Source organism: Enterococcus sp. UD-01, assembly GCF_044909655.1.
Classification (GTDB): Bacteria; Bacillota; Bacilli; order Lactobacillales; family Enterococcaceae; genus Enterococcus_L.
Map to the genome: position 1 here is coordinate 127,140 of NZ_JBIYEU010000006.1, position 20,278 is coordinate 147,417.

A 20,278-nucleotide genomic window follows, 5' to 3' on the forward strand; every position below is an offset into this window, starting at 1 on the left:
CTGCAAGCTACTTACTTCCTTTTAATAGGGATCAAAAGTAAGGCAGATCGATTATTTTTCTTTTTACTTTATTTATAGCAAGTTTGGTAAGCTTAATCTATGACACAACTACTTTTTAACCTACTTTATTTACTGTAATTTTTTACATCGGCTGTCATGCTGTCCACAAAGATATTCAAATCTGTTACTTCTGTTTCTTTGCTGCCGTAACGACGAACGTTCACTGTTGCATCCGCTACTTCCTTGTCGCCGACAACAATTTGATACGGAATTTTTTGCGTTTGAGAAGCACGAATCTTATAGCCCATTTTTTCATTGCGATCGTCGACTTCTACTCGTAAGCCTTGTTCCTGCAGGCGTTTTTTTACTTCATAAGCATAGTCAGAATGCGCATCGACAGAAACAGGAATAATTGTTGCTTGAATTGGAGCTAGCCAAGTTGGAAATGCTCCTTTATAAACTTCAGTTAGGTAAGCCACGAAGCGTTCCATGGTTGAAACAATTCCTCGATGAATAACGACAGGACGATGTGTGTTTTCTCCATCGTCACCAACATAAGTTAAATCGAAGCGTTCAGGTAATAAAAAGTCTAATTGAATAGTAGAAAGTGTTTCTTCCATTCCTAGCGCTGTTTTCACCTGTACATCTAATTTTGGTCCATAAAAGGCTGCTTCACCTTCGGCTTCAAAATAATCTAGCTCCAATTCGTCCATCGCTTCTTTTAACATTATCTGTGCTTTTTCCCACATCGCATCGTCATCAAAATATTTGTCAGTATTATTTGGGTCACGATAGCTTAAACGGAAACGGTAATCAGTAATATCAAAATCGGCGTAAACGGCTACCATTAATTCTAATGTACGCTTAAACTCTTCTTTGATTTGATCTGGACGAACAAAAGTATGACCGTCATTTAATGTCATTTCACGCACACGTTGTAAACCGGATAAGGCACCAGATTTTTCATAACGGTGCATCATACCAAGCTCGGCAATACGAATCGGCAGCTCGCGATAGCTGTGAATGTCATTTTTATAAACCATCATGTGGTGTGGACAGTTCATAGGACGTAACACCAGCATTTCACCGTCGCCCATATCCATTGGCGGGAACATATCTTCATGGTAGTGATCCCAGTGACCGGATGTTTTGTATAATTCCACATCAGCCATAATTGGTGTATAGACATGTTGATAGCCTAAGCTGATTTCTTTATCTACAATGTAGCGTTCGATGGTACGACGGATGGTCGCACCTTTTGGTAGCCAGAACGGTAAACCTGAACCTACCTCTTGAGAAACCATAAACAGATCCAGCTCTTTGCCTAGTTTACGATGATCGCGTTCTTTCGCTTCTTCACGCATTTTGATAAACTCTTTTAACTCTTTTTTGTCGAAAAAGGCAGTTCCGTAAATCCGCTGCATCATGTGGTTATCAGAATTACCGCGCCAATAAGCTCCAGCCACCGACAATAATTTGAAGACTTGAATTCTGCCTGTTGAAGGAACGTGGACACCGCGGCATAGATCCACGAAATCCCCTTGATCGTAAACAGTAATTACTTCATCTTCCGGTAAATCAGTAATCAATTCAACCTTATAAGGATCATCAGCAAACAATTGCAAGGCTTCTTCTTTTGACACTACTTTACGAACAATCGGATTGTTTTCTTTAACGATTTTCATCATTTCAGCTTCAATTGCCGGTAAATCTTCTGCCGTCACTGGTGATTCTCCATTATCAGTATCATAGTAAAAACCAGAATCAATCGCTGGTCCTACACCGAATTTAATTTTAGGGAACAGACGACGCAGTGCGTTTGCCATTAAGTGTGCCGCTGAATGACGCAAAATACCTAATGCATCCTCGTGATCTGGTGTGATAATTTCAAGACTGCCGTCTTCTTCAATAGGACGAGTCAAATCGATTAAGGTTCCGTTTAATTTCCCTGCTAAAGCTTTTTTAGCGAGACTATTGCTGATACTTTTAGCAATATCTAATGTGGATGAACCGCTCTCGAATTCTTTAACGGCGCCATCTGGAAAAGTAATGTTGATTGACATTTGTGTTTCCTCCTTCAATTTACTTATTAAAATGATTCTCTTAAAAAATCATCGATACCAAAAATAGTTGATTGCTTTAGCCGTTGATCATTTACCTGTTTTGTTTAAAGCTTCTCTTATTAAAGCAAATAATTTTAACCACAATGAGATAGGATTGATTTTTTCAGGAACTTTTGTACTGCTCAGCTTCTACTCTGTCGATTGGCGCTAGTCGTAGTGATTCTGTTTGAGGTTACTTTGCTCACTTTGTTCGCCAAGTACTGCTCGGCTTCTACTCTGGCGCTTTGCGACAATTGTAGTGATTCTGTTTAAGGTTACTTCGCTCACTTTGTTCCCCAAGTACTGCTCATCATCTACTCTGTCGCTTTTCGCAAATCGTAGTGATTCTGTTTAAGGTTACTTCGCTCACTTTGTTCGCCAAGTACTGCTCAGCTTCTACTCTGTCGCTTTGCGCCAGTCGTAGTGATTCGCAGCAAAAAGTCCTAGTATTTGATCTTATCAAATACTAGGACGAAAAGTTCGTGGTTCCACCTATTTTTAAATACAGCAAGCTACTGTATTCCTCAAGTGTGATAACGGTACGGCCGCCTTTGTTTCAACAAAGGTTTGAAAAAGTGGTCATTCCTTGGGCGGGTCTGGAAAAGTTTCAGCCAAGCTTTTCCTCTCTGAAAGACTGCTTACAAGTTCAGGTGTCTTTTTCCTCAATCAATTATGAACTAATTTAAACACTTATACGCTTAAAAAGCAAGTATTAATTGAGAGCAGTGAGTTGAAACATTATTTTTTCCAGCTACCACCCTGAGCGTAGCGATCTTTTTTCAGCTCGTTAACAATTACGTGAATATTTTCTTTAGGCGCTCCAGTATTTTTGGAAACAACTTCAGTAATATCTTTGACCATATTCGTTAGCTGTTCCTCACTACGTCCTTCGATTAGCTCTACATGGATAAATGGCATTTGAATCGGCTCCTTTCTGTTCGTTTGAGGTAATTATACCGCTATTTCTGTGCTTTTAAAATAAACAATGAAGCTGCTTGGTTCATAAATAGTGCTTCGCTTTGATAAAATGTGTGACTTGTCATTTGTTTAAAGCCTGCTAGTTCACATTTTCTTGCCAATTCTTTTTGGTCAAAACCATTGTGGACTTTTTCGTGCTGGACATGTTCATTTTTATCAAAATCTACAATGAATATTTCTCCTTGATCCTTCAACGCTAAATATAAATGATTCAACAATTCCTGCGTATCCGGCACATGTAGCAAAACTAATGAAACAATTATATTATCTGCTTGTATTTCAGGAATTTTTTCAGTAGAAAAGCTGCCTGTAATGGGTTGAGTATTGGTTAATTCGGCATATTGAATTTTGTCATTTACAATTTTCATCATTTCAACGGATGGATCCATAAGAATGATTTCTTTACAAACCTGGGCCAACTCTAAACCAATCAGTCCAGTGCCGCAGCCATAATCTAAAATAACGTTTTGGGAACAATCGCCTATTTCTTTTTTTAGTACTGTTAAAATTTGTTGTGCTAAGGCTTGCTGTTTTTCAGAATCATAATGCTGAGCAATGCGGTCGAAAACGTTCATTTTAGCCTTCCTTTCATTTGCCTTTCTTGAATCACCTGACAAAGCATAAAATCAAATGGCGTAAACTGCCTTGTTTCTTGTAGCTCTTTAATCTCAGAAAAAGAGGCCAATCGGGCAGCTATTACTTCCTCTGGCTGTAACACGAGTTCAGAAAGCTCAATATTTTGCGAAACAACATAGCCGTCAATTAATAAATTCAGCTGTTCATAACAAATCGTTTCTACGAATTGAAGCTCAGATGACTGCACTACGATGCCGATTTCTTCCTTTAGTTCTCTAAGGGCTGCGGAACGACTTGTTTCTTCTGCTTCAACCGCACCTCCTGGAACCTCCCAAAATAAGCCCATTTGCTTTGCAGGATGTCGTTGCGTGATTAAGAATTTTTCTTGATTTATAATAACAGCTGCTGCAGCCAGTTGGTACTCGCCTTTTGCTAAAGCTGCACCACGTTCTATTACTTTTCCCGTTTTTTTCCTTTGAGAATTATAAACATCTAGCATTTTTTCCTCCTTTATAAAAAAAGAAGCCCTTGCGGACTTCTTTTTAAGCAGGTTCTCCATAATCAACCGGCTTGTCAAATTCACCTGGAGCATCATCATAGATATGTCCATAGATAATCACCGGCATACCTGCGTATGCACCATTAAAGATTTGTGCAACGGCATCACCTGGTGTATTAATACAACCGTTACTACCGAAATTAGTTTTGTATGCTTCTTTATTACCGAAATATTCCGCTTTATAATCTGCGTCATGAATACCGATTTGCGTGACTACACCACCGTAACTCTTTAATGGCATCCAGTATTTTACAGGAACACTATACTTGGAACCGTCCAGCATTTGTCCTTCTAGTTTTGTATCCGTATCTTTATACAAAATGGTATGGAAGCCTGGTACAGTCGCTGTTCCTTTATTATAACGACCAGTAATAACGTCTGTTTCGACAACTTTCGCACCGTTTTTAAAGAAGTACATTTTTTGATCATTTAAATCAATTTCAACATAATCTTTATCCACTGTGTTTGACTGATTGACATCGCCGTCGATCGGTACTTTAATTTCTTCTGTTTCTTTGTCACTGTTCAAGGCGTTAACAATTAAGTCTCTGGTCTGCGGCATATTAATATCCCAGCCGTAGCTGCCATTATTTTTATATTTCATAGTAACACCATGAACATTTTTAAAGATAATCGGTTTGAAAATTGAGCCGTATTTTTGATTGGTTTGTTCTACCCAAGCATAAACTTTAGCAGCATCAACGTCTCCGTTATCGTTAATAAATGACTGCAGCTCTTCTTTTGTCAATGTTAGTTTTTCATTATTAATATCTAAGGTAATTTGTTTGTTTTCTTTTTTGCTGAGTACAGCTAATTTATCCTGTAAGCCTTTATCATCTTTGGTAACAGCTGGTTTTTGATAGAAGTCCTTCACATCGTAGACGTAGGTGCCTTTGTTATTTTCAACATCACTTAGGACTTGCTTAATTAGTGCTTCTTTGTCTACCGTCGTACCAATTTGTTCAGCAATGATTTGGTACTTCCCATCAACTTTTTCAATACGAGCATCCTGACTTGGTGTGCCGGCATCAAACTCAAGCGCGTTCAGCTTGTTTTGCAATTCTGTTTTATAATTTTCGTTAATCGGTAACTTTATATCTCGGCCGCTGATATTTTGTTTTAAATACTCTTCAGTGATTTCGTACTTTTCAGGTAATTCAATCTTGTTTTCCTGTCCGTTTACTTTGATAATCACATCTTCTGTTTTATTAAGTTTTTCCAATCTTTCTTTCGCTGCCTTAGCATTTAAAAAGCTGACATCAACACCATTGGCTTTAGCCGTTATAAAGAAATGCGATTGGAAATAAAACAAACCGCCGGTAAAAATCAGCGCCAAGCAAATTAGTATACCAACTAACGGAACCAGCCATTTATTCTTTTTGTTGCGATTATTATTTTTGGATCCTTTTGCATTTTTGGCAGAGCGACTAACAATTTCTTCATTTTCCATTGAGCTATCTTCCTTTTATATTTAATGTGTGAATAAGTACTGTGAAGATCATGGAATTCCTTTTCTCTTCTACTAAAACAATAAAAAGCATGGCTTTCTTTTGTTTTAACTTTTCATATACGCTCATCATTGCTTTGGTATAATAAAGTTAGTGTAGTCAAATCGTTCCCAACCTTCAATTAATATGCTTGCATATGAGAAAAAATAGTAATATATGTAATCAACGCAATGAACTTTTCTCATAAAAAAATAAAATAATTATAATCTGAGTTTCTATACAATGCATCTTTTATTCTACCACAGATAGTGGATCAGAAAAAAGCCCAAAAATCAATATCTTTACATAAATTCTTGTTTTTTTACAAAATATTAAAAAACTTTCCGATAAATCCCTCTGATTCTTTTTTAAAGTACTGCTATTATCGCTTTTTTCAGGTAGATGTTATTTTAGCAGGAATGCGCAATTTACGTATAATTTCTCTTAAATTCGTTAAAAATCATTTAAAATGAAACGGTTCTTCCCTATTTCATTGAACAATCTACTACACTAATTAAGAAAGGTTGTGGTATGTATGAAAGTATTAAAAAAAGGGATATTTTTCCTCTTATGTTTAGGAATTTTTTATGCACTATTTGTTTTATGTTTAATTTTAAGCGGGACAAAGGAACAGCCCAGCTCAACCCCTGACACAGTTTTAATTTTAGGTGCTCAAGTAAAAGGGACAAAAGCAGCTGCTTACCCTAGCGCCGTCTTAAAAGAGCGGCTCGATGCAGCAGTGCCTTATTTAAAAAAGCATGCTGAGACAACAGTCATCGTTTGCGGCGGCAAAGGTAGTGACGAGCCTGATAGTGAAGCAAACGTCATGACTGAGTACTTGCTGAAAAAAGGCATCGCCAAAGAACGTATTTTAAAAGAAGACACTTCTACTCGTACAAAAGAAAATATTCAGAATGCGCAGAAGAAAAAAGAACTTGGCAATACAGTAGTGGTCACCAGCGATTTTCACCTGTACCGCGCCAAATTATTAGCAAAACGGTTAGGGGTCAAAAACGTCAGTGGTCTACCGGCTGTATCTAAATCCTCAGCGGCCTTTAAAACCTATGTCAGAGAAATTTGTGCTTTAGGGTATGGCTTGCTTTTTGACCATTAATATTTCTATTTTTTCTTAGAGTAACTTCATTAAAAATCAGACTGGGACGTTCATGACGCCTAGTCTGGTTTTTAATGAAGGTTAAGTTAAAGCTATTTTTCCTCATGCGTTTTATATTTTTCCAGTTGCATTTGTTGTTGTTTCATTTTTTTCCGAAAATAGTAAACAATACCGGCTATAACCGCTAGAATTCCAATGATTCCGCCGAAAATCCAATGCCATGGCAGCCGTTGTTTTTGCTCAGGCGGCAGATTTACGGCTGTAGCATTATAGGATTTCGCTTCTTTTTCTTCAATAGTAAATGCTTTTTCCCACTGCCAATCACGAAAACCATCATTAACCGTCACTTTTACGGTATAATTTCCCGGCACGAAAGGCTGCTCATTCAAATCAATTTTATAGTCAAAATTTGTATTGGGCGCCATCGTTAACGCTGTCTGATGATTTTCATAGCGCGGCTTCTTTTCCTTTTCATAATATAACTTGGCGTCAACCTGCAGTTTTTTTATCAGCGCCGGCTGTTTATTTTGAAGATTCATCAACACAACATTATTACCGTTTTTTTGATCAGGTGAAACTTTATTCAACGCTAATTCTGGCTTCACTTCTCGATCGTTTTCACTCAGCAGCACTCCTACAACGTACGAAAATCGATTCCCGATAGCCATAGACTCATTGCTTTTAGCAGCTTCCTCGACACCTTTTTGTTCAAAGTACATCCCGCCTAAAATATAGCCGTCAAATGCTTTTTCAGGTAGGGTTACAACGCAATCGACTGTCCTTTTTGAATGCTTCGGCAAGGTAATCTCCTCCGGCAGCTTCGCTAGCTCATTGAACGTATATAAAGCAGATGAATCCTTTTTGGTTTTGTTATAAGAGTAATCCACAATGCCATTGTCGTTAGTGATAGCAGCATTGGCTGAAGCCTTCACAACAATGTCTTCATCTGTATCATTACTTAACTCCAACTGTAAGGTTTGCTTTTGACCTGGTGTAACCCGCAAATCATAATAGCTGACCTCTTGGCTGCGCTGGTTTTCAGGCAAAATAGCTTTGACTGTGAAGCTCATTTCACTGGCCAAAGTCGTTTTTGTAGAATAGAAAAGGCTGCTAATAAAAATAATTGCTAGTAAAATAATACCTGCACTTTTTTTCATCATTCATACTCCTTTTGTTTAATAAAATAAGAACCAGAAAAAATAGTGATTCTTTTATTTCTTCTGGCTCCTGATCATGCGCTTTTTAAGACGAGTCTTTGCCGTTAAATTGGACTATCATTTAACGTCCAAGTAAGTGTAGTTTTGTATTGTTGATTCGTCACTTTCGTTGCTGTAATCGGTACTGTCAGCATAACACCTTGATTGGCGTTCGCGCCAGAACCAAATGCCAGTGTCCAAGTTCCCATCCCTGTTGATGCTGCAGCTGTCGCAACCGGAACAGAAGAACTGCCGCTTGGATCTAATGTAACGGCTGTCGTAACAGGTGCAAGAGCTAACTGCTGCGTAGAATTAGGGGTTGCAGCGACAAAGCTTAATGAAGCATTTGTCAAAACAGAAGGTGTTGTTTGACTTGTCGCAAACTGACCATTTTGTTTCACCGTTAATTTCCAGCCTAAGTTCAAGCCACGTTTGTCGGTTACTTGGGCAAAGTTTGGAACACTAATTAGGGTTCCGCCACTATTTGTTACTTTATCAAGTTGTGCATAATAAACAGCATTCAGCGATTGAATCGTTTGTGAGCCAAAGTGAAAATTGGAAATATAATCCAAGCTCAAAGGTCCGGCTGTACCATTTGGATGTGGATCATCGGGGTTTGGTGTTACAGTTTGAGACGGATTGGTTGGATTGACAGGTGAAGTTACACTATTATCTTGAATAAACGTGATATCAGCATTGGAATTTAGCGGAAAAGAGGCAGCCAACACAGGAGTTCCTCCAAGCAAACTAACAGAAATAAATAAAGCAGCACTAACGGATAAAAACGAGACTTTTTTCATCTTTACTTCCCACTTTCCAAATTTATTTATTTTAGCTTCTTTTAAAGAAGTAAAATCAAGGTTATAAAGGTGTATCTGATAAAATCCATTGTAGCTGTGCCCCGTATTTTTCATTTACATTCAAATTGACGCTAGGACCCAGCTTTAAGAAAAGACCATTTTGTTGATTCCATGAAATCACCACATTTTCATCGTTGGGTGATGTATACGTATAGACTTTTGAAGCAACGTTATTAATGGAATAATCCACACCATTAATACGATAAACAAATGCTTGTTCAATCCGCTTCGTCGTTGTTGTTGATTGCATCGCCTGATTTTCTCTTACATAAAGCTGCCATTGACTTTTAGCCACTCGGCCGTCAGCAATTACCAGAGTTGAATCTACCATATTTGGATTGTATGTCGTGGTAGTAGCTGGAACTGCAAGATTATTAAAAGATATTTTACTTGGTGCCTGAACAAAACGTAACAGGCCACTTTTAATAGCAAGTGAAGTAGTGATGTTTTGAGTGGTAATTTTTGTGCCGTTGCCATCATTACCATCCGCCAAGCTTTTAAATGCTAGTGTCTGATCCGTCATGTTATCTGCTACAACTGCTGTATATTGAAGAGTAAAGCTAGTATTCGCTTCACTAAAATTATTACCAGCAAGTGTGTTTTGATAAGACCAGTATTGCGCGGTATTGGTATCCGTTAAAAGCTGGGTCCCTGAAACAGTCGTGTTCACGCCCGATGGCGAAGTTTTGATAAGAGTTGCTTGACTGATTTGTGTTAATCCAGTCGGCAGATAAGCTTTTAATTGTTGGTTTTGCCAAACTGTTTGATTAAGTAGCGTGACTTTGAAGGTAAGGCGGACACTTTGACCGGTTACAGCTGAAGTCGCTGATTCCCAATTTCCCTGCGCATTTTTTCGTTCAAGTGTTTGTACCAAAGCTAGCTGTGGCACAGCATAAGGAATGGTCTGTGTGAAATTGCTGCTGGTCAGCAGTGGTAAGCCTGTGCGGCTGCTCATGCCTTGAATCCATAAACGAGCTGTTTCACCGCCTTGAAATGCCGGCAGTCCAGTAAATTGAAAGCTGCCATTTGTATTTAATGTCGTCGTATACGTCGTACCATTATTCACTTGCAGCTTTACCTGATAAACCGCTGCATTATTATTTTGAACAGCAGTGCCTGATAATTGAGTGCTGCCGCTAATTGCAGAAATACTTGTCACAGGGTTAATCGTCCAGCTTACCGGCTGTAAAGCGGAGCTCGGACTCTGAATATAATCGGTGGTTGTTTTCGATCGCGCGTAGAGCGTTGCTGACACAGTATCTCCGTATTCAAGCGCATTATTCAAAGCGGCAGTATAATTTCCAGCACTGTCTACAGGCACGTTAGCTATAATAATCGGAGTTGTTGTTCCATCAGTGTGATTTATCGTTAATTGAACTGTATACGAATAATTGCTATCTTGCGTCTGCTGAATGTTACCGTTAACATTTGTTTGTAAATGCTGCAAAGGTGTGCTAATGACAGGTGCCGTTAATCTCGGCACCGGGTAGGTTCCCAAGGTCATTGATGGTAAAGCAATCGTTCCTGCTTGGGTATTACCGGTAATAATCGTAATTTCTCCTAAACCAGATGTCGTGTCACTAATTGAACCCCTGATAGCATAATTAGAACCATTGATAGCTGGCGGAACGGTGATGCCGCGTTTGTACAGAGCACCTACATCAAAGGATAATTTGACTGACCATTTTGCTCCAAGTAATAATAAACCCGGAGTTGGAAAGGTAACATATATAGAATTATACGTACTGCTATAGGCTAAGCTAACACCGTTTGTGGTGCTGTGAAGATCTTGACTGGCTGTTCCTGGATAGGTTAAGGTTCCCGTCAAAATCGCTAAAAAATCTTGCTGTTTCGTGACGCTGCCATTAATTTGACCGGCTATTTCCGCAGGTAGTTGGACAATAAGAATCGGACGATCATTTATAGAAATGTTGGCCAGCGTTGAATAGGTATACGTAATGGACGGAATCACTTGCCCATAAGTTCCATATGAATAGGTTCCAGTAACAGAACTGCTTCCTAAAGAAATAGCTCGATCTGTCGGCGGTTCTTTCTTCGCCTGTTCCTTACCATTTTCTTCAACTGTTTGGGTTTGTACTGTCGCTTCAGATGTTTCCTGGGTCGCTATTTCATTAGAAGAATCTGCTTGCTCATATGAATGTGATGAAGCTGTCGGGCTCGCTTCAGCTGTACTGCCTCCCCAAAAAGCGACCATCAACAGGAATATTAAAGGACAAAACCGGCTTCTCTTCTCCACATTGCCTCCCCCTTCTCTACAGTATCACCGTTTTTTATTAAACAATTAATATTATAAAATAAATTAAGTTATATTATTAAATTGATTTTATACTGCTCAATAAATAAAGTAAACGATTAAACACCACAAAAATCGATAAAATTAATGATTATAAAAAGCGTTAAATCGAAGTTATTCTCATTTTTTTAGAAAAACAACAAAATATTTGAGAATTATCTAAAAAAATGGTATTATACAGATGTTCTTAGTTTTTTTCATATTGTGTTTCCCTTCATATAGTGTGTGTATGAAGGGTTTTTTTTTGCCAAATAGTAGCTGAGATCCTTGCAGATCACTATTTCCCTAGAAGATGAAGATCTATTTTTCAATAACTTGCATTTTTTTTGCGCCTTTTTTTACATAATTTATGTGTTCTCTACAGTTGCAGTGGTAAATATTTTTAGCATCATATATCTTCAAATTACGTGGGATTATTGTTATAATGAAATTTAAGAACTTTTAGAAGAGGTGTCATTATGCAGTCTGCAGTGATTTTAAAAATTATTTCGCTTGAATCGACCTTCACTACAAGTGAATATGAAATAAGTCAATTTGTCATTAATAATCCTGACTTTGTTATAACCAATACTATTACTACTCTTGCAAAAAAAATCAATACATCTGAAGCCAGCATCAATCGCTTCTGTAAGAAAATCGGCTACAAAGGCTTTAATAAGTTTAAAATAGCCTTAGCACAAAGTAATACTCAATTTGATAAAATCAGTGACGAAACGATTGATGATTCAAATTTGCTCGAATATGTCACTCACGATTATCAAAAAATGTTGCTCAATACCTGTGCGCTGCTTGATGAAAAAACAATCGAAGATGCGGCATCCGCTATTACTCTTTCCAGAAAAATCTTTATATTATCGATTTATACGACTTCTTTTATCAGTGACGAATTTGCTTTCAAACTACGTCAAATCGGACTAGAAGTAACTACCTTAAAAGAAACTCTGGAGGCTCAGCTATCGATTGAAAATATGAACAGCGATTCCTTGCTGATTGCTGTAGTTCCTTCCGTTATCAGTAAAGATGTGATTCCTTTTCTTTCAAACATTAAGAAAAAGCATGTGACAACCATGTTGCTTTCCGGTAATGATAATCCTAAAATCAATGATTTAATTGATATCAAGATGATTACACCTGATCGAGTAATGGCCAACAATCCTTTAGTGCTCTCTAATACGCCAATGATTTCTCTGATTTTTGATATCATTTACGCAACGATTCTTCGTGACAATAGAGGCTTACGTCAAAGAAAGCTAAGCAGCGATACGATTATCAATTCTTTCCAATCAGCCGATTCATCCAAATATGAATGGTAAAACCATAAAAAGACGAGCAAGGCTCTTTTGCCTTGTTCGTCTTTTTATTTTAATTTTTGCTATATCAGCAGTTTTTAGCTCAGCTTACTTTTCCAATTCACGCAAAGCTAAAGCAAAGTTGCCGACCGTCGCACTGCCATTTCCTGAAATAGCTGGATTGACAATATATTCTCTTACATCCGGTACTTCTACATACCCGTTGTTTAATTCTTCAAAAGTTGCGCGGATTTTTTCCATTAAATGTTCTTGCTGCATTACACCGCCGCCTAAAATGACTCTTTCAGGAGCAAAGTTCAGGCGCGCATTTAAGACCATTTGTGCGATGTAGTATGCAAGAATCGTCCAAATTTCATGATTTTCCGGCAGCTGCTCGCCTTTTTGCCCCGTTCTAGCCAGTAAGCTTGGGCCAGAAGCAACACCTTCCAAGCAATCAGCGCCATGATAAGGACAGACTCCTTCAAAGTCTTGGTCTAAAGGATGGCGTTTGATGAAGGTATGACCCATTTCGGCATGCGTATATCCGCCAATAAATTGGCCATTTTGAATGGCACCGCCGCCAATTCCTGTCCCTACAGTAAAATAAACACAAGAGTGATCGTTAACAGAAGCTCCTTTGACATATTCGCCGTATGCACTGGAATTTACATCTGTGGTTAAAAATAAAGGTATAGCCAAATGCTTTTTCAAGGATGCGAGTATATTTACTCCGCGCCAAGCTAGCTTGGGCGTAGCTAAAATTTTACCATAATCTGCAGAAGCAGGATCTACCTCGACTGGTCCAAACGAACCAATACCGATTGCCGCAACCGGATGAGCTGAAAAAAATTCAATAACTTGAGCCAAGGTTTCTTCCGGTTCACCAGTAGGAAACACTACCTGCTCTTGAACATTAAAAGATGAATCGCCCACAGCACAAACAAATTTCGTTCCTCCCGCTTCAATACTACCTAATAATACGTTGTTCATCGCGTAACCTCCAAATTGAAAACAGACTGAAAGCAAGCTTCCTCTTCCAACAATTCCTGCTCCGTCAGTTGTCCGGTATTTAACAAATAGGTGTAATCATAGAAATTAGGTAGCTTTGGTAGTTTCAGGACTGTTTTAGCAAAACTATTGGCTGCAATTTCACTCGTTCGCTGAATATGAGCCTTTCTGGAAACACCCAAAAAATGAAAAGTTTGGATACTTTCCAGCTGGTCAGCTGTTTCAAAGGATCGCTGCTGCTCAAGAAAATGAAAGAATTCATGCATTAAGATAATCTCTTCCATCGCCTCATAGGCTAGTTGATTAGCCAGCGCCATTTCCTCAACGGACTGCTTGTACAGCATGATCTGGCTATTTCCTTTAGCATCTGACTCAAATTGCGCCCGAAATTTAACTTTGAAGAAATCACCGGCGCCTTCTTCCAGCTTAATACTTACCTGATGCTGAGCTAAAAGCTTTTTCGCTGAAGTACCGACAAAAGCCGCAGCAAGCTCTCTGCCAATTTCTAAAGATCGATTGATGTAATAGGAAAGCTTTTCCTGCGGAATCTTATGAAAAAGCAAATCCTGCTTCAATTCCAAATAAGCCAAAAATTCATCTGAGCAATCCATCCTGCTACTCTCCTCTACTTATACGCTACCGCAATAATTTCATCCTCTTGTTTAAGATTTTCCGTTTCTACATCCATTATAGAGGATAATTGTTCAATTGTCTGCATGCCAGTCAAATCCAGCATTTTTTCTTTATAAAACAGAAAAACTTTAGGAATTGTTGCGTTGGCATCTGAATAAATCGTATGATCATCCACAAACGAAAGAAACTCTGAATCCGTCTGTGATTTTTTAAAGGTTAGATAAAAGGCATTGCTGCGCTTGAAGCGAACGACTCCTTCCCGATCAATCACGCAAACATTATTTTGCTTTGATTTAAAAATGAATTTTTTCTTAATCGTTACTCCATCCAGCAGATTCCAGCGCCCAACTTTAGCAATATGAGCTATATTCGCCGGCTCTACACCGATGGCCTCACAAGCAATTCCTTTTAAATCTTCTTCTGTGACTTCAGCTGCACCGAGATTTTTTTGGCGCAGCTCTGTCGCTCCTGTCGCAACTGCTCGCACAATATTGCGCTGAGTATCAATTTCAATATTGACTTCGACAGTTTCTTCGTTGGCACCCGATTGAACAATTTTTTCAATAACTTCCGCCCGAATATGCTTAATGTCCTGCTCCGTTGGATTCGTGATCGAGCGTTCGATTTGTTCACGAACCATGGCTAAAGCCACGCCAATCGTCGAAATATACGGTGCATTTTTAGCCAATTTCCATTTATAACCAAAATGTTCTGCCAAGGCAGGCACAACAATCGCGCCACTGCCGCCGCCGCCCACTAAAGTGATGAAGGAAGGATCTAATTCGTATTCATCCATCAATTCATTAATAACCGGCACTAATTTTTCTACAGCCAGTTGAACGACTGCTTTTGCCGCTGCTTCAGCCGATGATCCTAAATACTCACCCAAGACTTCCCAAGCGATTCGATTACTTTCCTGATTACCCTGAGCATAGTCATCCTGCGGGACATAGCCTAGAAAATTCGCCGCACCGGCCAACGTATAGGAATACTCCTTGCCAGTATTGCCTCGGATAATCAAATATTCATTGGGATCACCGGTTTTAGGAGACACAAAGGCAATCGTTGGCTCTTGTAAATTTTCTGATTCGGTAAAGCATTCATATTCTAAACCAGCAATATGCGCGCTTCGCGGACCGACATCAATAATGCGGCCATCCTTAGCCCGAATCATACTACCGCCGGCCACTGCCAATGTACGTACATCTAAAGAGCGCAGATATGTCTTATGCCCGCCAACCTGAGCGTATTTAATCATTACTTTCCCGTTTTTGATCACGGAAATATCGACACTGGTTCCGCCAACTTCAAAGAAAATACCGTCACTGACTTTTTCATACATTAATGCTCCAGCCACACCAGCCGCCAAACCTGACAGCATAGTTAAAATAGGCCGCTGACGCACTTCATTAATACTCATGACTCCGCCGTCACAGCGCATAATCATTAAGCCTGACTGGATTTTTGTGTTTAAAACAGCAGTTTCTGTCATGTCTGCTGTCTGCATCATTTTGGGAATGAGCGAAGCATTAACCACCGCTGTTCTTGTCCGCATTTTTAATCCGTATAATTGCGAAATCTCATGTCCGCCGGTGGCATAAAGCTTTTGCTCCTGCGCTTTTTGAATCACCTGTAATTCATTTTCAGGGTCATCGACGGAATACGCTTCACTGGCCACAATCACTTGACAATCCTCTGCGACAAACTGATGAATCGCTTTTTCGATTTCTTCATTATTCAGCTTGGCCGAATCAATAAAAGTATGCTTAGCGGTTAAAAATTTATTGGGTGCTAGTTCAATTTGCTCAACGGCCGTTTCTTTTTTAGCCGTACGCACATCCATGCCGGTTCCCATGCCAATAATCCCCACCTGCGCCACATCGCCTTCCAGCAATGCATTGGTTGCCTGCGTGGTTCCATGAGCAATGAAATTAACATCCTCCGGCGCAATATTATTTTCTTTTAAAAGCTTTTGAATAATATTAACAATTCCTTGAGCAACGCCTTCTTCGTGGGTTGTAGGAATTTTTAATTTTGCGATAACTTCATAGGTATCATTATCAATCGCAACAGCATCCGTAAAGGTGCCGCCGACATCAATGCCAATTCTTACTTTTTTACTCATACTAATCCCTTCCTGCCGTCAACTAATTTGCATTTTAATATAAGAAGAATGATGATATAAACAAGCCAACCACTGTTGAAAGAGTGATCCAAACGATGGTTTTCTTTAAGACCTCATTCACATCCGTCTTAGTAAAATCAGACACCCAAACATTATGAGAATTTGTTGGGTCACATACTGCTTGGACATTACTATCTAAACGCAGAGCAACCATTGCCGCCACTGGGTTCATTCCACCGGCAACCAGTAAAGAAATAATTCCGCTGCCCAAGCCCCAGACATTTAAAGGACCACGATAAATCGCTAAAGGTGATAATAATCCAAAGACTAAGATAAACGTCAATTGATTGTGAGGAATCATCATGGAAATTGCCGGTTGTAAAATAGCAGAAACTTCCGTGGACATCACTGCATTCAATAACATCCCAATACCGATCATTAAACCGGCTGCTCCTGCAACGTCTTGAATCCCTTCTACAAATGCGCTGCTGACAACGTGAATCGGATTTTTAGGTGTGCTCAGAATCAATGCCGCAGCAATTCCAATAATAATAGAGGCAACTAAAGGCACTTTGAAGGCAAATACTAAAACAACTGGAATAATTGGAGAAATCAGTGCAATACTGCGCACTTGACCGCCATTTCGTTTTTTTGCCGGCATTGCCCAAGCTTTACGACGTTTCCCTTGGAATTTCACGTAGTAAACAACCATCAGTAAAGAAACAACAATCAAAGGCAGGCCAATCATCCAAGAGTAGGAAGTAACTGTTTCTAAAGGTAAGCCTAAAACATCAATATAAACCGCCAATGTTGAAACAGAGAATGTCACGCCAATACCATTGGCTAATAAAAGAATAATTCCGCTAATCATAGGTGACAATCCAGCTGAAATCATAATTGGGATAATGATTGTTCCAACTAAGATAACCATTCCCAAGCCGTTGCTGGCTGCAAAAATAACTGAACAAACAACTAAAAAGGACAAAGAAATTGGTAAAGCTTTATCGCCTGCCATCTCAGCTGCTTTTTTAATAATTGTTTCTGTTACACCAATTTTACTTAAGACTTTCCCAAACAAAGAGCCAAAAATCAATCCGGAGATTGCCGTAGACATCCGCATCGAACCAGCTTCCAAAACGTCCTTAACAATCGTAAACTGCTCCGGATCTTTCGACATAAAAGCAATGCCTGCAATAAATGAAATCGCAATTGCCATAATCGGCAAAGCTAAAATTGTCGGCACCTTTCTCGTCATCATCAAACCGACCATCACCGCAAATACTACTAAAATTCCTATCAACTGTGCTGTTGCCATTCTTTTTTCCTCCTCATAATACAATGACTATTAACTAAAATATTTCAGCAACTTTTTCGCTGCTGTTTTTGATTGTCGCTCGGCTTGCAATCTTTTTATTACAAGGTTGCAAGCCGAGCATTTTCACTACACATGCGCAATCTAACCAGACACGACTATTTTTTTATATAGCTGCCTTGTTCGATTAATTGATCTTGCAGTGCTGCCCTTTCAATCGCGCCAACGGCTTTATTTTCTTTCACTGCTTGGGCTGCCGCTGTTCCAGCCGCTTGACCTAGTGCTGTCATCGTTGGTGTAGTGCGGATCGCCGCTTGAGCTTCAAAGGAAGCTGAAACACAGCGTCCAGTCACAATCAGATTGTCCAGCTCATCCGTAATCATGATTTCGTAAGGAATACTGTAGTAACTTTCAAAAGCACTACGATCAAAGGCAGTGTCTTTTATTTCCTCATTTTGACTACTATGAACCGAAACAGTTCCTTCACCCTTTGGATTGTGAATGTCAATAGGATAACCTGAATGAGCAATGGTCGTTTCAAACACTTTCGCTTCAAGAACATCCTCATTCGTTAACGTATACGTTCCTTTAATTTGACGCGTACCACGTACGCCAATACTTGGACCTGTATAAGCAACCTTCGCCTCTTCAAAACCAGGAATGGTTGTTTTAAGGAAATGGAAAAGTTCTTCACATTGTTTTCGTCCGAGCATTTCCCCGCGAGTCAATCCTTCTGCCGATACACCGCTTTCATTTATGATACGGGAAGTATTCATAATAAATTCTCCGGGTGTACTTGTTTCAAAAAAGAGAATATCTTCTCGAGGAATCGAAATCGTGCCATTTGCTTTCGCTTGTTTGAATTCCTCTTCAAAACCAATAAATGAAAGAATTTCGGTATTTTTCATCACGTCTAAATCTCTATTCAACCGTGGGAATTTCTCCGGTTTTTCTAAAACAGCTGCTCTTAGCTTTGCTGCATCCACATCATAGACTTTCATATTCATAGTCATCGGCTGCATTGCTTGATCGGATTCTCTTCCTAATTGAAAAGGAACTCCTGCTTGAACCGCTAAGTCACCATCACCGGAAGCATCAATAAAAACTTTGGCTTTTAATCTAGAAACGCCATCTTTATTTGAGATAATCACACTGTTAATGGTTTTCTCTTCCCGTTCGACGTCAATTAGATAGGTGTGAAACAGTACCTCGCAGCCAGCTTCTTCAATCATTTCATCCAACACAATTTTTAAACCTTCAGCAGAAAACGGTGTGACATAAGAAATATAATTGGTTGAATCCAACACATGTCCTGGAGAATAGCCGCGTGCAACCAAGCGTTTCACCATTTCTTCTCCTAAGCCTTGAATGACTTGTTTTTCTCCAGCAAAAAAGGTCATCATTGGTCCTACACCATTGGCCGTTAACGTGCCGCCAAAATAACCATTTTGATCAATAATTAATGTCTTGGCTCCATTCTTCGCTGCTGCAATCGCTGCAAAAACGCCTGACATCCCACCGCCTGCAACAATCACATCATATGCTTTTTTCGAATCTTTTACTTGAATCATTCTAAAAAACCTCCTTATCGGTTAGCGCTTACACCTATCATACATTATTTTCAAAAAATGTCAATAAAACTGAAAAAATAATTCAAAAGATGTTATACTAGATTAAAAAGGAGTGATGAACAGGATGGAAATACGTGAAAAACATCTAAATGACGGCATTTGTTTGATAGAGTTCAAACTGACAGAAAAATTTTCAATAACTTTCAGTAATCTAGGTGGATCAATTGTTGAAATAAAATTTGCAGATAAATTCAATACACTTGAACCGATAACATTAATGCCTGCCTATCCGCTCAGCTGGATTTCCCACCGAACCTTTGCCGGCTCTATAATTGGTCCTTTAGCCGGACGCTATGATCCTAAAGATACGATTCTAGAAAAAAATAGAGGAGCACTTCATTTTCATGGCGGAACGAATGGCTATGACCGACAACTCTGGCAATACAACATCGTCCAAACGGAAGAGCAAGCTGCGATTATTTTTTCTCTTTTAGATCAAGAAAATGACCTGTCTACTCAGGTAACCTATACTTTGACTGCTCATTGTTGCTTGTCCATGGAAATTGTCGGGAAAACCTTCTGTGAAGCTTTATTTAACCCAACGAATCATCTTTATTTCAATTTAAATGGCGATCCGTTTCAAACAGTTGAAAATCATACGCTTTATTTAAATGCCACTGCTTACTTTCAAGAAAATGAGCAAAAGCTGCTGACCACACAAACACCTATTTTAGCTGGTAGCCAGCTGGATTTTTCAGCAGTTGTCGGCAAGACTCTGCAGGGTCTTAAAGAATTTGGCGGCTTAGATACTACTTTTCTATTCGGAGACAAACAGGAAGGCTGCATTATTCAGCCTGAAAACGGCAGAGGTGTGCATATTTCGACTACGTTGCCCGCTGTGGTCATTTTTACATTTAATTCTGAACAGCCTTTATTCAATAAGGACGGGCGCTCCTTCCCCAACTATGCAGGTATTACGTTTGAGACTCAGTACCCGGCTAATAATTTAAGCCAGTGCCGTATCACTAAAGAACAGCCTTATTATTCAAAAACTGACTTTACTTTCTTTTTGACGGATGATAAAGCTAAGTAAACCAAAAAAGAGATTGGCGCATAACTTTTCAAGTTATCCCCAATCTCTTTAAAGTTGAATA

16 protein-coding genes are annotated in these 20,278 nt (G+C 39.1%); 3 read left to right on the forward strand and 13 right to left on the reverse strand.

All coding sequences use genetic code 11. The features are described 5' to 3' along the window. Nucleotides 1-125 precede the first annotated feature (125 nt). From thrS to ABH902_RS07490, 5 genes are all read right to left on the reverse strand, one after another. Nucleotides 126-2,063, reverse strand: a complete 1,938-nt coding sequence (gene thrS / locus ABH902_RS07470) for a threonine--tRNA ligase (RefSeq protein WP_404590007.1) — start codon at nt 2,061-2,063, stop codon at nt 126-128. A 777-nt stretch (nt 2,064-2,840) separates the two neighbouring features. Beyond that, nucleotides 2,841-3,020 (reverse strand): 2-hydroxymuconate tautomerase, encoded by a 180-nt coding sequence (locus tag ABH902_RS07475; RefSeq protein ID WP_404590009.1) that lies wholly within the window; start codon nt 3,018-3,020, stop codon nt 2,841-2,843. A gap of 41 nt (nt 3,021-3,061) precedes the next feature. Continuing rightward, nucleotides 3,062-3,655, reverse strand: coding sequence for a class I SAM-dependent DNA methyltransferase (locus tag ABH902_RS07480; protein ID WP_404590010.1), 594 nt, complete (start codon nt 3,653-3,655; stop codon nt 3,062-3,064). Further along, nucleotides 3,652-4,155, reverse strand: a complete 504-nt coding sequence (locus ABH902_RS07485; RefSeq protein ID WP_404590011.1) for an NUDIX domain-containing protein — start codon at nt 4,153-4,155, stop codon at nt 3,652-3,654. The genes ABH902_RS07480 and ABH902_RS07485 overlap by 4 nt, the downstream gene beginning before the upstream one ends. A 43-nt stretch (nt 4,156-4,198) precedes the next feature. After that, the gene (locus tag ABH902_RS07490; RefSeq protein ID WP_404590013.1) at nt 4,199-5,665 is read right to left on the reverse strand and encodes a L,D-transpeptidase family protein; all 1,467 of its coding nucleotides are present in this window, start codon (nt 5,663-5,665) and stop codon (nt 4,199-4,201) included. A gap of 572 nt (nt 5,666-6,237) precedes the next feature. Here ABH902_RS07490 and ABH902_RS07495 point away from each other — a divergent pair. Next, nucleotides 6,238-6,816: a YdcF family protein gene (locus tag ABH902_RS07495; protein WP_404590014.1), complete on the forward strand. Its 579-nt coding sequence runs from the start codon at nt 6,238-6,240 to the stop codon at nt 6,814-6,816. A gap of 92 nt (nt 6,817-6,908) precedes the next feature. Here ABH902_RS07495 and ABH902_RS07500 read toward each other — a convergent pair whose 3' ends face one another. The 3 genes from ABH902_RS07500 to ABH902_RS07510 form a co-directional block, all read right to left on the reverse strand. Next, nucleotides 6,909-7,973 carry a WxL protein host-binding domain-containing protein gene (locus ABH902_RS07500; protein ID WP_404590016.1) on the reverse strand — a complete coding sequence of 355 codons (1,065 nt, stop codon included), beginning with the start codon at nt 7,971-7,973 and terminating at the stop codon, nt 6,909-6,911. A gap of 104 nt (nt 7,974-8,077) precedes the next feature. Continuing rightward, a complete protein-coding gene (locus ABH902_RS07505; protein ID WP_404590017.1) occupies nt 8,078-8,812 on the reverse strand; it encodes a WxL domain-containing protein in 735 nt (244 codons plus the stop codon). 61 nt (nt 8,813-8,873) lie between these two features. Then, complete coding sequence (locus tag ABH902_RS07510; RefSeq protein ID WP_404590019.1) at nt 8,874-11,129, reverse strand: hypothetical protein; 2,256 nt, start codon at nt 11,127-11,129, stop codon at nt 8,874-8,876. Nucleotides 11,130-11,644: 515 nt separating this feature from the next. Between ABH902_RS07510 and ABH902_RS07515 the strand changes: the two genes are divergently transcribed. Then, on the forward strand, nt 11,645-12,499 hold the full coding sequence (locus ABH902_RS07515; protein WP_404590020.1) for a MurR/RpiR family transcriptional regulator: 855 nt from the start codon (nt 11,645-11,647) through the stop codon (nt 12,497-12,499). An 84-nt stretch (nt 12,500-12,583) separates the two neighbouring features. Here ABH902_RS07515 and scrK read toward each other — a convergent pair whose 3' ends face one another. From scrK to ABH902_RS07540, 5 genes are all read right to left on the reverse strand, one after another. After that, nucleotides 12,584-13,465 carry a fructokinase ScrK gene (scrK, locus tag ABH902_RS07520; protein WP_404590022.1) on the reverse strand — a complete coding sequence of 294 codons (882 nt, stop codon included), beginning with the start codon at nt 13,463-13,465 and terminating at the stop codon, nt 12,584-12,586. Next, nucleotides 13,462-14,094 carry a hypothetical protein gene (locus ABH902_RS07525; protein ID WP_404590024.1) on the reverse strand — a complete coding sequence of 211 codons (633 nt, stop codon included), beginning with the start codon at nt 14,092-14,094 and terminating at the stop codon, nt 13,462-13,464. Before ABH902_RS07525 ends, scrK begins: the two co-directional genes overlap by 4 nt. A 14-nt stretch (nt 14,095-14,108) precedes the next feature. Next, nucleotides 14,109-16,241 carry a hydantoinase/oxoprolinase family protein gene (locus ABH902_RS07530; protein WP_404590025.1) on the reverse strand — a complete coding sequence of 711 codons (2,133 nt, stop codon included), beginning with the start codon at nt 16,239-16,241 and terminating at the stop codon, nt 14,109-14,111. A gap of 34 nt (nt 16,242-16,275) precedes the next feature. After that, nucleotides 16,276-17,556 carry a citrate transporter gene (locus ABH902_RS07535; RefSeq protein WP_404590027.1) on the reverse strand — a complete coding sequence of 427 codons (1,281 nt, stop codon included), beginning with the start codon at nt 17,554-17,556 and terminating at the stop codon, nt 16,276-16,278. A gap of 155 nt (nt 17,557-17,711) precedes the next feature. Next, nucleotides 17,712-19,124, reverse strand: coding sequence for an FAD-dependent oxidoreductase (locus ABH902_RS07540; RefSeq protein WP_404590028.1), 1,413 nt, complete (start codon nt 19,122-19,124; stop codon nt 17,712-17,714). A gap of 124 nt (nt 19,125-19,248) precedes the next feature. On the opposite strand from ABH902_RS07540, the gene ABH902_RS07545 reads away from it, so the two are divergent. After that, nucleotides 19,249-20,217 (forward strand): hypothetical protein, encoded by a 969-nt coding sequence (locus ABH902_RS07545; protein ID WP_404590030.1) that lies wholly within the window; start codon nt 19,249-19,251, stop codon nt 20,215-20,217. The last annotated feature ends 61 nt before the right edge of the window (nt 20,218-20,278 follow it).